The organism is Pseudomonas sp. NPDC089996 (assembly GCF_044748405.1).
Taxonomy (GTDB): domain Bacteria; phylum Pseudomonadota; class Gammaproteobacteria; order Pseudomonadales; family Pseudomonadaceae; genus Aquipseudomonas.
In genome coordinates this window covers 499,251-512,711 of record NZ_JBIVGA010000004.1, presented here as the reverse complement: position 1 = coordinate 512,711, position 13,461 = coordinate 499,251, and the positions used below count along the sequence as shown (strand labels likewise).

Annotated in this window: 10 protein-coding genes; 7 read left to right on the top strand and 3 right to left on the bottom strand. The window is 64.1% G+C overall.

What is annotated here, in order from left to right:
- The first annotated feature begins 211 nt into the window (after window positions 1-211).
- From ACIPW4_RS10140 to gcvP, 4 genes are all read left to right on the top strand, one after another.
- The gene (locus ACIPW4_RS10140; protein WP_400657224.1) at window positions 212-1,834 is read left to right on the top strand and encodes an ABC transporter permease; all 1,623 of its coding nucleotides are present in this window, start codon (window positions 212-214) and stop codon (window positions 1,832-1,834) included.
- A 123-nt stretch (window positions 1,835-1,957) separates the two neighbouring features.
- A complete protein-coding gene (gcvT, locus tag ACIPW4_RS10135; protein ID WP_400657222.1) occupies window positions 1,958-3,040 on the top strand; it encodes a glycine cleavage system aminomethyltransferase GcvT in 1,083 nt (360 codons plus the stop codon).
- 48 nt (window positions 3,041-3,088) lie between these two features.
- Window positions 3,089-3,472, top strand: coding sequence for a glycine cleavage system protein GcvH (gcvH, locus tag ACIPW4_RS10130; protein ID WP_400657220.1), 384 nt, complete (start codon window positions 3,089-3,091; stop codon window positions 3,470-3,472).
- A 195-nt stretch (window positions 3,473-3,667) separates the two neighbouring features.
- The gene (gcvP, locus tag ACIPW4_RS10125; RefSeq protein ID WP_400657218.1) at window positions 3,668-6,541 is read left to right on the top strand and encodes an aminomethyl-transferring glycine dehydrogenase; all 2,874 of its coding nucleotides are present in this window, start codon (window positions 3,668-3,670) and stop codon (window positions 6,539-6,541) included.
- A 97-nt stretch (window positions 6,542-6,638) separates the two neighbouring features.
- On the opposite strand, the gene ACIPW4_RS10120 is transcribed toward gcvP, so the two are convergent.
- Window positions 6,639-6,953, bottom strand: a complete 315-nt coding sequence (locus tag ACIPW4_RS10120; protein ID WP_400657216.1) for a DUF2388 domain-containing protein — start codon at window positions 6,951-6,953, stop codon at window positions 6,639-6,641.
- Window positions 6,954-7,042: 89 nt separating this feature from the next.
- On the bottom strand, window positions 7,043-8,719 hold the full coding sequence (locus ACIPW4_RS10115) for a GspE/PulE family protein (RefSeq protein ID WP_400657214.1): 1,677 nt from the start codon (window positions 8,717-8,719) through the stop codon (window positions 7,043-7,045).
- Window positions 8,720-8,875: 156 nt separating this feature from the next.
- On the opposite strand from ACIPW4_RS10115, the gene ACIPW4_RS10110 reads away from it, so the two are divergent.
- Entirely contained in the window at window positions 8,876-9,346 is a 471-nt protein-coding gene (locus ACIPW4_RS10110) for an Lrp/AsnC family transcriptional regulator (protein ID WP_400657212.1), read from the top strand.
- 40 nt (window positions 9,347-9,386) lie between these two features.
- On the opposite strand, the gene ACIPW4_RS10105 is transcribed toward ACIPW4_RS10110, so the two are convergent.
- Window positions 9,387-10,763, bottom strand: coding sequence for an inorganic triphosphatase (locus ACIPW4_RS10105; protein WP_400657210.1), 1,377 nt, complete (start codon window positions 10,761-10,763; stop codon window positions 9,387-9,389).
- 115 nt (window positions 10,764-10,878) lie between these two features.
- Here ACIPW4_RS10105 and argE point away from each other — a divergent pair, with 115 nt between their 5' ends.
- On the top strand, window positions 10,879-12,021 hold the full coding sequence (argE, locus tag ACIPW4_RS10100) for an acetylornithine deacetylase (RefSeq protein ID WP_400657208.1): 1,143 nt from the start codon (window positions 10,879-10,881) through the stop codon (window positions 12,019-12,021).
- Window positions 12,022-12,146: 125 nt separating this feature from the next.
- Window positions 12,147-13,445, top strand: a complete 1,299-nt coding sequence (gene argA / locus ACIPW4_RS10095; RefSeq protein ID WP_400657206.1) for an amino-acid N-acetyltransferase — start codon at window positions 12,147-12,149, stop codon at window positions 13,443-13,445.
- Window positions 13,446-13,461 lie beyond the last annotated feature (16 nt).

Below are 13,461 nucleotides of genomic sequence, written 5' to 3'. Positions count from 1 at the left end.
AGTTAAAGGCTCGTTTGCTCACATCCACTCTCGCTCTGCCAAATAGAACATATTCATTTCTTGCAGGCCGCGCGCTGTTCTTTGTAGGAGCGGCCGTGTGGGGGGGGGGGGGGGGGCCCCCCCCCCCCCCCCCCCCCCGGGGGGGGGGGGGGGCGCCCCCCCCCCCCCACGACCGCAAAGCGGTCGCAAACCAGCCACAGAGACATTCAACTTGCCCCATACCCCCCAACGCCGCTGGTACCTCCCGGTCACCCTGACCGCCGCCCTGGTCCTCCTGCCCCTGAGCGTGCTGCTGCTGTCCTGGCAGTCGGTCGACCTGCAGATCTGGTCGCACCTGCTCGACACCCAGATGAGCCGCCTGCTGGGCAATACCGCGACCCTGGTGGTCGGCGTAGGTATCGGCGTCACCCTGCTCGGCGTCAGCCTGGCGTGGCTCACCAGCCTCTGCGAGTTCCCTGGCCGGCGCTGGCTCGACTGGGCGCTGATGCTGCCGTTCGCCATCCCGGCCTACGTGCTGGCCTTTGTCTTCGTCGGCCTGCTCGACTTCGCCGGCCCCGTGCAGAGCGCCCTGCGCGAGGTGTTCGGGCCCATGCGCCTGCCAAGGGTGCGCTCCACCGGCGGGGTAATCATCGTCCTGGTGCTGGTGTTCTATCCCTATGTCTACCTGCTGGCGCGCACCGCGTTCATCGCCCAGGGCAAGGGCCTGATGGAGGCCGCACGGGTCCTTGGCCTGTCGCCCTTGCAAGCCTTCTGGCGGGTAGCCCTGCCGATGGCCCGGCCGGCGATTGGTGCCGGCATCGCCCTGGCGTTGATGGAGACCCTGGCCGACTTCGGCGCAGTGGCGGTGTTCAACTTCGATACCTTCACCACGGCCATCTACAAGACCTGGTACGGCTTCTTCAGCCTGTCCAGCGCGGCCCAGCTGGCCAGCCTGCTGCTGTTGGTGGTGATGCTGGTGCTGTACGGCGAGCGCCGCGCCCGTGGCGCGACCCGCAGCGGCAACGAGCGCCCGCGCGGGCAGGCGCTCTACCACCTGCGTGGGATCAAGGCGCTGCTGGCCAGCGGTTGGTGCCTGCTGGTGTTCGCCTGTGCATTCGTCATTCCGCTGCTGCAGTTGCTGGTGTGGTGCTGGCAGCGCGGTCGGCATGATCTGGACGAGCGGTATATCGGCCTGGTGCTGCATACCTTGTACCTGGGCGCCATGGCCGCCCTGATCACCGTCTGCGTGGCCTTGATGCTGGCCTTTGCCCGCCGGCAGGCGCCGACAGGTGGCATCCGCGCTGGCGTCGGCCTGGCCAACCTGGGCTATGCCTTGCCCGGCTCGGTGCTGGCGGTGTCGATCATGCTGGCCTTCAGTTACCTGGATAACCAGCTGGTGATTCCGTTGTCGACCTGGTTGGGCGGTGCAGGCAAGCCGCTGTTGCTGGGCAGCCTGGCCGCCTTGCTGCTGGCCTATCTGGTGCGTTTCATGGCCGTGGCTTATGGACCATTGGAGAGCAGCCTGGAACGTATCCGGCCTTCATTGCCGGAGGCTTCGCGCAGCCTCGGCGTCGGTGGTGTGGGTTTGTTTTTCAAGGTGTACCTGCCGCTGCTGGTGCCCGGAGCCTTAAGTGCCGCGTTGCTGGTGTTTGTCGATGTGCTCAAGGAAATGCCCGCCACCTTGCTGATGCGCCCGTTCGGCTGGGACACCCTGGCAGTCAGGGTGTTCGAGATGACCAGCGAAGGCGAATGGGCGCGGGCCTCGTTGCCGGCGCTGACCCTGGTGCTGGTTGGACTGTTGCCGGTCATCGGGCTGATCCGCCGTTCAGCCCGTCGCCCGGGTCACAGTCACTGAGGATGCCAGCTTGCGCCCTTGCGGCTACAATGCGCGGCATTCGCGCGGCGGGTCCTACAAGAAGAGCTGACGATCAAACGTCATCGACCGCCGCCGCTTCGCCACGCCCGGAAGGAGAAACCCATGGGACAGCGCACGCTTTTGTATGACTTGCACCTGGCGCTTGGCGCCAAGACGGTCGATTTCGGTGGCTGGGACATGCCGCTGCACTATGGCTCGCAGGTCGAGGAGCACCATCAGGTGCGCAGTGACTGCGGTGTCTTCGATGTATCCCACATGACGGTCATCGACATCGCTCGCGACGACGCCACGCGTTGGCTGCAGCGTCTGCTGGCTAACGACGTGGCCCGTCTCGACGTTACCGGCAAGGCGCTCTACAGCCCATTGCTCAACGAAGACGGCGGGGTCATCGACGACTTGATCGTCTACCGCACCCAGGACGGATACCGCCTGGTCACCAACGCGGCCACGCGGGCGAAGGTCCTCGACTGGCTGCAGTCGCAGGCCTCCAGTTTCAATGTGTCGATCGAGGTTCGTCCCGACCTGGCCATCCTTGCCATCCAGGGGCCCCATGCCCGTGAGAAGGTCGCTGCGCTGCTGAGCCCGGCTCGTGCTGCGCTGATCCGTGAGCTGCGCCCCTTCGAGGGCGTTGCCGAAGGTGACTGGTTCATCGCCCGCACCGGCTATACCGGTGAAGACGGGCTGGAAATCATCCTGCCGGGCGATGAGGCCGTGGCATTCTTCAACGACCTGGTGGGCGCCGGCATCGCGCCGAGCGGCCTGGGCGCGCGCGACACCCTGCGCCTGGAAGCCGGCATGAACCTCTACGGTCAGGACATCGACGACAGCCATACCCCGCTGACTTCCAACCTCGGCTGGTGCATCGCCTGGGAGCCGGCCCAGCGCAACTTCATCGGGCGTACCGGCCTGTTGGCGGAAATCGAGCGCGGTGTGCAGGAAAAACTGGTTGGCCTGGTGCTGGAAGAGCGCGGCGTGCTGCGTGCTCACCAGGTGGTGCGTGTCGCCGGGATTGGCGAAGGGGAGATCACCAGTGGTAGTTTCTCGCCTACGCTGAGCAAGTCCATCGCCCTGGCGCGCGTGCCCATGGCCACCGGTGACCGCGCCGAGGTCGAGATCCGCGGCAAATGGTACCCGGTGCGGGTGGTCAAACCGACCTTCGTGCGCCACGGCAAGATTCTGATCTGAACATTCAACGGCGGGCCGAACCGCTGACCCAAACGAGGAATTCAAGACATGAGCACTATCCCCGCCGATCTGCGTTTCGCCGAAAGCCACGAGTGGGCACGCCTGGAAGCTGACGGCACTGTCACTGTCGGCATCAGCGACCACGCCCAGCAAGCGCTGGGTGACGTGGTGTTTGTGGAGCTGGCCGAAGTCGGCAAGGTATTCGGCGCTGGCGACGCTGCTGGCGTGGTCGAGTCGGTCAAGGCTGCTTCCGATATCTATGCCCCAATTTCCGGCGAAGTGATCGCGGTCAACGAAGAGCTGGCCGACAGCCCGGAACAGCTCAACGAAGAACCCTACGAGTCGTGGATTTTCAAGCTGAAGCCAAGCGACAAGTCGGAGCTGGACAAACTGCTGGATGCTGCCGGTTACAAAGCCGCCATCGGCGAGTAATTGACGATATTGGGGCTGCTTTGCAGCCCTTTCGCGACACAAGGCCGCTCCTACAAGCGATCGCAACCTCCTGTAGGAGCGGCCTTGCGTCGAGAAAGGGGCGCAAAGCGCCCCCAGCAATAGCCCTGCAAAAGCGGCAATCCTTCCTAGACTTATAAGTCTCCATGAGACCCGGTCTAGGAAGAGAGCGTCGACATGTCCCAGTCGCCATCCCTGCATCAACTGCAAGAGCTCAACCCTTTCCTGCGCCGCCACCTGGGGCCCGATGCCTCGGAGCAGCAGGCAATGCTCAGCACCCTTGGCCTGAAAAGCCGCAGCGAGCTGATCGAGCAGACCGTGCCGCCAGGCATCCGCTTCAACCGTGCCCTCGACCTGCCACCGGCCCTGGATGAACAGGCTGCGCTGGCCAGGCTCGCTGGCTTCGCCGAGCAGAACCAGGTGTGGACCAGCCTCATCGGCATGGGCTACCACGGCACCGTCACGCCCACCGTCATCCTGCGCAACGTGCTGGAAAACCCCGGCTGGTACACGGCCTATACACCGTATCAGCCCGAAATCGCCCAAGGCCGCCTGGAGGCATTGCTGAACTTCCAGCAGATGGTCATCGACCTCACCGGCCTGGCGCTGGCCAATGCATCACTGCTCGACGAGGCCACTGCCGCTGCTGAGGCCATGGCCCTGGCCAAGCGGGTGGCGCGCAACAAGAGCAATGCCTTCTTTGCCGACGAGCACTGCCATCCACAGACCTTGTCGGTACTGAAAACCCGTGCTGAAGGGTTTGGTTTCCAGTTGATCATCGACACTGTGGATAACCTCGCCAGTCACCAGGTGTTCGGGGCCTTGCTGCAATACCCGGACACCCACGGCGAAGTGCGCGACCTGCGCCCGCACATTGATCAGTTGCACAGCCAGCAGGCCTTGGCCTGCGTAGCCGCCGACCTGCTCAGCCTGGTGCTGCTGACACCACCCGGCGAGCTCGGCGCCGATGTGGTGCTCGGTTCCACTCAGCGCTTCGGCGTGCCCATGGGCTACGGCGGCCCGCACGCGGCCTATTTTGCCTGCCGCGACGACTACAAGCGGGCGATGCCCGGGCGCATCATCGGCGTGTCCCGCGATGCCCGTGGCAATACTGCGCTGCGTATGGCCTTGCAGACCCGCGAGCAGCATATCCGCCGCGAAAAGGCCAACTCGAACATCTGCACCGCCCAGGTGCTGCTGGCCAACATAGCCGGTTTCTATGCGGTGTATCACGGCCCCGAGGGCCTGCAGCGCATCGCTCAGCGTGTGCACCGGCTGACCTTCGTACTGGCTGCAGGCCTCGAGGCCAAAGGCATCAAGCGCCTCAACCAGCACTTTTTCGACACGCTTACCCTGGACGTGGGCGGCGCTCAGGCAGCGATCATCGAAAGTGCCGAAGCAGCCCACATCAACCTGCGCATTCTGGGGCGTGGCCATCTGGGGGTAAGCCTGGACGAGACCTGCAACGAAGCCACCGTGCTGCGGCTGCTGGATATTTTCCTGGGAGTCGATCACGGCCTGGATATCACTACGCTCGACCAGCAGGCACTGCCGGAGGGCATCCCCGCTGCGCTGGTGCGGCGCACGCCGTTCCTGAGTCACCCGGTGTTCAACCTGCACCACAGCGAAACCGAGATGCTGCGTTACCTCAAACAGCTGGAAAACAAGGACCTGGCGCTGAACCAGTCGATGATCCCGCTCGGCTCCTGCACCATGAAGCTCAATGCCACCAGCGAGATGATCCCCATCACCTGGCCCGCTTTCGCTCAACTTCACCCCTTTGCACCTGCCGCACAGGCCACGGGTTACAAGGCGATGATCGACGAGCTGGAAAGCTGGTTGTGCGCCATCACCGGCTTCGACGCCATCTGCATGCAGCCCAACTCCGGCGCCCAGGGTGAATACGCGGGCCTCATGGCCATCACCCGTTATCACCGTAGCCGCCATCAGCCCCAGCGCACGCTGTGCCTGATTCCGTCCTCGGCCCACGGCACCAACCCGGCCTCGGCGCAGATGGCGGGCATGGAAGTGGTGATCGTCGATTGTGACGATGACGGCAACGTCGATCTCGCAGACCTCAAAGCCAAGGCCCAGGCCGCCGGGGATAAACTGTCGTGCCTGATGGTCACCTATCCTTCGACCCACGGCGTATACGAAGAAGGTATCCGTGAGGTCTGCGAGGTGGTCCACCAGCACGGTGGCCAGGTGTACATGGACGGCGCCAACCTCAACGCCCAGGTCGGCCTGGCACGGCCGGCGGACATTGGCGCCGATGTTTCGCACATGAACCTGCACAAGACCTTCTGTATCCCCCACGGCGGTGGCGGCCCGGGCATGGGGCCGATCGGCATCCGAGCGCATCTGAAGCCGTTCGTCGCCAGTCACCCGGTGGTGCCGGTGCCGGGCCTGGACCCGAACAACAGTGCGGTCAGCGCCGCGCCCTGGGGCAGTGCGAGCATCCTGCCGATCAGCTGGATGTACATCGCCATGATGGGCCCGCAGCTGGCCGATGCGAGCGAGGTGGCGATCCTTTCGGCCAATTACCTGGCCAGCCAGCTAGGCGGCGCATTCCCGGTGCTGTACCGCGGGCGCAACCAGCGCGTGGCCCATGAATGCATCCTCGATCTGCGGCCACTCAAGGCGCAGACCGGCATCACCGAGGAGGACGTTGCCAAGCGGCTGATGGACTATGGCTTCCATGCCCCGACCATGTCGTTCCCGGTGCCAGGGACCTTGATGGTGGAACCCACGGAAAGCGAGTCGAAGGCCGAGCTGGATCGCTTCGTCGAAGCGATGCTGGCGATACGGGCGGAGATAGCCGAAGTGCAGGACGGTAACTGGCCGGCGGAGGACAACCCGCTCAAGCATGCACCACATACCCTGGCCGATGTGCTGGCGCCGTGGAACCGGCCTTACAGCCTGGAACAGGCGATTGCACCCAGTGCCCACGTACGCCTGCACAAGTACTGGCCAGCGGTGAACCGGGTCGACAATGTGTATGGGGACAGGAATCTGTTCTGTGCTTGTGTGCCGGTGGAGGCTTACCGGTAAGGCTGGGGCCGGCGTCGGGTTCTTCGCGGGCGCGCCCGCTCCTACAGGCGGTGCGGTCCCTGTGGGAGCGGGCGTGCCCGCGAAGGATGCGACGCGGTCAGTCGGCTACCGCATTCCTGGCCAGGATGGCGTTGGCCAGTTCCATGTCCGAAGCCTGCATCCCTGGGTTCTCGGCACGCACCTGCTGCAGCGCCTGCTCCAGGAACGGCCCGCGAATCGCCCCCTCACTGGCCACGAAGCTGCCCGCGTCATCCTGCGCCGCAAGCACCAGCTTGTGGTCGTGCGAGGTGATGTAGCTCGACGCCGTGGTCGCACCGGAAGTCATTACGTTACGCCAGAAGGTATCGGCCATGGCAGAGCCAACAGGCAGCGAAAGCAGGGCAGCAGCTGCGATGGCGGTTTTGAGACGCATGATGAAACACCTCGGAGGGTGAGGGTTGGGGATGGCCGTTTTGATCTGGAGAAATGGTCGCAAGTTCCTTGAATACAAGGGTTTTTTGCTCAGGAACAGACCCGCAGCACTTCGTCGGAATGGGTCAGTCCACGGGCCACTTTCGCCTCGCCGCAGCTGCGCAAATCCTGTAAGCCTTCAGCTAGAGCCTGCCGTTGCAGTTCGGCCAGATCGGTGCTGGCGCTTATCCGTGCACGCAGGCGCTCGCTCGGGACCAGCAGTTCATACAAGCCCGTACGCCCATGAAAGCCGGTGCCCCGGCAGACCTGGCAAGGATCGCCCGATGGGCGGCCCAGACAGGCGTGGCACAGCAGGCGCACCAGGCGCTGGGCCATGACCCCGCCCAGGGTCGCCCGGATCAGATAATCGGCCACGCCCAGCTCCAGCAGGCGGGTAATGGCGCTGCAGCTGTCGTTGGTGTGCAGGGTCGAGAGCACCAGGTGCCCGGTGAGCGCAGCTTGAACCGCCACCAGTGCGGTCTCGCGGTCGCGTATCTCGCCGATCATGATGATGTCCGGATCCTGACGCAGCAGTGCGCGCACGCCATCGGCAAAACCCAGGCCCAGGGCAGGCTGCACCTGCAACTGGTTGAACGCCGGCTCCAGCCGCTCGATCGGGTCTTCGATGGTGCACAGGTTGACCTGTGGCGTGGCTAGCCGTTTGAGGCTGGCGTAGAGCGTACTGGTCTTGCCGGAGCCGGTGGGCCCGGTGACCAGCAGCATGCCCTGGCGGCGCTGCAGTAGTGTTTGCCACTGCCTCAACTGCTCGCCTTCCAGGCCCAGCTGGTCGAAGTCTTCCTGCAACTGGCGCGGGTCGAACAGGCGCAGCACCAGTTTTTCACCAAAGGGCGTCGGCAGCGTCGAGAGGCGCAACTCCACCTCGCTGCCGCCAGGCAGGCTGCTCTTCACTCGGCCGTCCTGCGGGCGGCGTTTTTCCGCGACATCCATGCGGCCCAGGTGTTTCAGGCGGCTGACCACCGCCAGAGTAACGCTGGCCGGGAAGGCGTAGACCGTGTGCAGCAGCCCGTCGATGCGGTAGCGCAGGTGGCCTTGATCGCGACGTGGCTCCAGATGGATATCGCTGGCGCGTTGCTCGATGGCGTACTGCAGCAGCCAATCGACAATATGCACGATGTGCGCATCGTCGGTCGTGGTCTGCGCCTGGCGCTTGCCGAGCTCCAGCAGGTGTTCGAGCTCGCCCAGGCTGGTTGCTTGCTGGTGCTGCGCGCCTTGTACCGAGTGGGCCAGGCGGAACAGCGACTGGCCCAGCTGGCGGATCTGCAGCGGGCTGGCCAGCACCTGGCGGATGGGTTTGCCCAGGCTGCGTGCGAGGTCGGCCTGCCACAATTGCTGATAGGGCTCGGCGCTGGCCACGGTTATGGCGTTGGCGTCGTTGGCCACGATCAGGATGCCGTGGCGCTGCGCGAAGGCTGGGGAGATCAGGCCATTGACCTGGGCCAGGTCGAGTTGCATGGGGTCGATGCGCAGGTAAGGCTGGCCGACTTTTTGCGCCAGCCATTGGCAGAGGGTGTCCAGGTTCAGCATCTGGCCGGGCTGGCTGCGATCTTCCAGGCCTAGTGCTGCGATGGTCTCAAGGGGGTGGTGAGTGCTGTAACGGGCAGCTTGCTCGCGAACCTGGCATGAATCGTCGGCGGTCAGGTATTGATCGGCTTGCAGGGCATCCAGCAGGCTTTTGAGATCGAGGGCTTGCTCATTGGGCGTGTGCATCGTCGGCGTCCATGCCTTGGAAAGTTGTTGGTCAAGGCTAGCCTTGCCTGGCCAATCGAGGCCGGGGAAAGGGTTTCCGGATTTTGCGCAGATTCCACCGAATGGCTAATGCTGTAGATTGATCAATTCGTACACGTGTATTTTGGAGAATCATTCATGCAAGGCGAACTGGATGCCTATGACCGGCGTATTCTCGAACTCCTGCAAGAGGACGCGTCGCTGTCCAGTGCGCAGATCGCCGAGCGCGTGGGGCTGTCGCAATCGCCCTGCTGGCGCAGGATTCAGCGGCTGAAAGACGAAGGGGTGATCCGTGGGCAGGTGACCCTGCTGGACCGCAAGAAGGTCGGCTTGAACACGCAGATCTTCGCCGAGGTGAAACTGAATGCCCATGGCCGCTCCAACTTCACCGAGTTCACCGACGCGATCCGTGGCTTTCCGGAAGTGCTGGAGTGCTATGTGCTGATGGGGGCGGTGGACTTTCTGCTTCGCATCGTTACTGCGGATATCGAGGCTTATGAGCGGTTCTTCTTCGAAAAACTTTCGAACGTGCCGGGGATTCAGGAAGTGAACTCGATTGTGGCACTGTCGGAAATCAAGTCCACCACCAGCCTGCCACTCGTGAGGTGAGGCTATTCGCGGGTGAACCCGCGAAGAAAGCGACTCGGTATCAGGCCTTGAGCAGGTGCTTCCAGCCGCGGCTCTGATCAACTGCCCGAGCCTGGTCGATACGCGCCTCAAGCAGTTCATCAGGCTCTTCGCCCAGTGGCAGTTCTGCCAGTTCATGCAGCTTCTTCAGGTCGCCGTAGAGGCGGTCCATCTGCGGTGCTTCGAGCACCTGGCGGGCATGGTGCAGCCAGGCCAGCAGCTGTTCGATGCGCGGCAGCTGTTCGGCCAGGTCTTCCGGGCGCTGGGTGTACAGTGGCAGCTTCAGCGAGCGGCCTTCCTCGCCCAACAGGTGCGCCAGCCAGCTGGCCAGCTGGGCCTTGCCCTGGCGCTCGCCACGGCCCTTGCGGTCTAGGGTCCAGGCACGGGCCAGCAGCCAGCGCGAGGTTTCCAGGGAGAATTGGCCCCAGCGTACGTCTTCGAGCTCTTCGATGAACTGCTCGGGCGCGGCGCGGCGGATGTCTTCGTCGTCATTGCCGGCCTGCACCAGCGGGCGCCAGTCTTCCAGCAGTGCATCAAGGCTGGCACGCAGCTCGCGGGTAGTGGTGCGTGGCGCGGCCTGGCCGAGGCTTGCGACCACGGCGCGCAGTTCGGCCAGGCACTGCACCCAGTCCTGCAGCAGGCGCCAGTGGCCATTGTGGCGGTATTGCTCGGCCAGGCGCTGGCTGCTACCCAGCAATTGCCAGGCGAGGGCGCTGAAGGCGTCGTCCACGGGCATTTCTGCGTCCAGTTCGGTGCTTGGCATGTCCAGCTCGTAGCTGTCCGGCTCCAGCAGGCGGTAGCCGCGCTCGGCCTTGCTGATGTCGCACGGCATCAGCGGCAGGCTGGCGGCCAGCTCGGCGGCCAGCTCCAGCAGCGCTTCGGGGGCGCCTTCGCGCAGCTCCAGCTCCAGCTCGCAGATTTCTTCTTTCTGCTTGCCTGCGACCACGAAGCCCTGGTCCAGTGCCGCCTCGATCACCACCTTGCTCTTGCCACGGCCCCAGGCGATTTCTGCGAACTCGCGGGTGAAGTCGGTGGTGAACAGCGGCTTGATGGTTTTCTTGTCAAGCTCCGCCAGTTGCTCAGGCCAGCAGGTGGCATCGAGCTTCTTCAGGTCGAGCTTGGCTTTGTCGAGCTGCCACTCGTACTCGTTGCGTTCGGACAGGCCCGCCACGCTCTGGCCGCGGCATTTGAGGGTCTGGATGACCACATCGCCATCGCGGCGCAGGCGCAGCGCGACACGGGCGGCAGACAGCTCGCGCGCGGGTGTGTCGAAGTATTGGTTGGTCAGTTCGCGAGTCTGCCAGCCGGACTTGTTGCGCTTTTTCAGCAAGGGGTGCTCGCGCAGGGCGGTCAGGGTCTCGCGGCTGGCGCGGAGCTTGAGTTCGGTTTCTTTGTGCATCACAGGCTCGAAAGAGGGGCGTCGTTGCACGGCAGTCTACAGGAGTCGGCCGGCAACGGTTTATTCCAGACGGCGGATAGTCCTATGATGGGCAACGCTTCCGAGGAGTATGCGCATGCCGTTGCCGACGTTGAAAGACCAGTTTGCCGCCTTGATCGCCGCGCCCTCGGTCAGTTGCACCCAGCCTGCACTGGACCAGTCCAATCGCCAGGTCATCGACCTGCTGGCCGGCTGGCTGGGCGATCTGGGCTTCACTTGCGACATCCAGCAGGTCAGCCCCGGCAAGTTCAACCTGTTGGCCAGCTACGGCAGTGGCCCCGGCGGCCTGGTGCTGGCGGGCCACAGCGACACGGTGCCCTACGATGAACAGCTGTGGTCAAGCGACCCGCTCAAGCTGACCGAAGCCGATGGCCGCTGGGTTGGCCTGGGCAGCTGCGACATGAAAGGCTTTTTCGCTTTGATCATCGAAGCAGTGATTCCGCTGCTCGAGCACGATTTCAAGCGACCGCTGCTGATCCTCGCCACCTGCGATGAAGAAAGCTCGATGTCCGGCGCCCGCGCACTGGCTGCCGCCGGCCAGCCACTCGGCCGCGCGGCGGTGATCGGTGAGCCCACAGGCCTGCGGCCGATCCGCATGCACAAGGGCATCCTCATGGACCGTATCGACATCCTCGGGCGCAGTGGCCATTCGTCCGACCCGAGCCTGGGCCACAGCGCGATGGAGGCCATGCATGAGGTGATGGGTGAACTGATGGTCCTGCGCCGGCAGTGGCAGGCAACTTTCAGCAACCCGCAGTTCACCGTGCCCACGCCAACCATGAACTTTGGCTGCATCCATGGCGGTGACAACCCCAATCGCATCTGTGGCCAGTGCGCCCTGGAGTTTGACCTGCGCCCGCTGCCAGGCATGGATGTCGAACAGCTGCGCGCCGCCATTCGCGACACGTTGAAGCCGGTGGCCGAGCGCCATGAGGTGCGCATCGACTATGCACCGCTGTTCCCGGAGGTGCCGCCCTTCGAGCAGGCCGCCGATGCCGAGCTCGTGCAAGTAGCCGAGCGACTGACCGGCCATAGGGCCGAAGCGGTGGCGTTCGGTACCGAAGCACCTTATCTTCAGCAGCTGGGTTGCCAGACCATCGTGCTGGGCCCCGGCGACATCGCCTGCGCCCACCAGCCCGGCGAATACCTTGAAATGTCACGAATCGAGCCTACCGTGCGTCTATTGCGTGACCTGATCCGGCACTATTGCCTGAATTAAACGTCCACCCTGTTGATTCGTTCTTGCCTAGAGGAGACCGCGCGTGACCGCAAGCCTGTTCCGACGATGATCCTGAACGCCGTGTGATTCACCGTTCTCCGTCCACTTTATCCACAGGCCCTGTCATGCCCGAATACGTCAACTGGCTGCGTCATGCCTCCCCGTACATCAATGCCCATCGCGACTGCACCTTCGTGGTCATGCTCCCAGGCGATGGGGTTGAACACCCGAATTTCGGCAATATCGTTCACGACCTGGTGCTGCTGCACAGTCTGGGCGTGCGCCTGGTGCTGGTGCATGGTTCGCGCCCGCAGATCGAGGGCCGTCTGGCCGATCGTGGCCTGACCCCGCACTACCACCGGGGCATGCGTATTACCGATGCCGCCACCCTGGATTGTGTGATCGACGCCGTTGGTGCCCTGCGCCTGGCCATCGAGGCGCGCCTGTCGATGGACATCGCCGCCTCGCCGATGCAGGGCTCGCGCCTGCGCGTGGCCTCCGGCAACCTGGTCACTGCGCGGCCGATCGGCGTGCTTGAAGGGGTGGACTACCACCACACCGGCGAAGTGCGCCGGGTCGATCGCAAAGGTATCAGCCGCCTGCTCGACGAGCGCTCCATCGTACTGCTGTCGCCGCTGGGCTATTCGCCCACCGGAGAAATCTTCAACCTGGCCTGTGAAGACGTCGCCACCCGCGCTGCCATCGAGCTGGGTGCCGACAAGCTGCTGCTGTTCGGTGCCGAGCCCGGCCTGCTGGACGAAAGCGGCAAGCTGGTGCGTGAACTGCGTCCGCAACAGATAGCACCGCACCTGGCGCGTCTGGGCAGCGATTACCAGGGCGAGCTGCTGGATGCCGCTGCCGAGGCCTGCAAAGGTGGTGTGGCGCGTAGCCATATCGTCAGTTATGCCGAGGACGGTGCGTTGTTGACCGAGCTGTTCACCCGCGAAGGTGGCGGTACGCTGGTGTCGCAGGAACAGTTCGAGGTGGTGCGCGAGGCGACCATCGACGATGTCGGTGGCTTGCTGGAGCTGATCAGCCCGCTGGAAGAGCAGGGCATTCTGGTACGTCGTTCACGCGAGGTGCTGGAGCGGGAGATCGAGCAGTTCAGCGTGGTCGAGCGCGAAGGGATGATCATTGCCTGTGCGGCGCTGTACCCGATTGCAGATTCCCAGGCGGGCGAACTGGCGTGCCTGGCGGTGAACCCGGAGTATCGCCATGGCGGGCGTGGGGATGAGCTGCTCGAACGCATTGAGGGGCGAGCGAAGCAGATGGGGTTGAACACCTTGTTCGTGCTTACCACCCGGACGGCGCACTGGTTCCGCGAACGCGGGTTTGCGCCTAGCGGCGTTGAGCGCCTGCCGGCGGCGAGGGCTTCGCTGTACAACTACCAGCGTAATTCGAAGATTTTCGAGAAGTCTCTGTAAACCTGAAGCGCGGCCC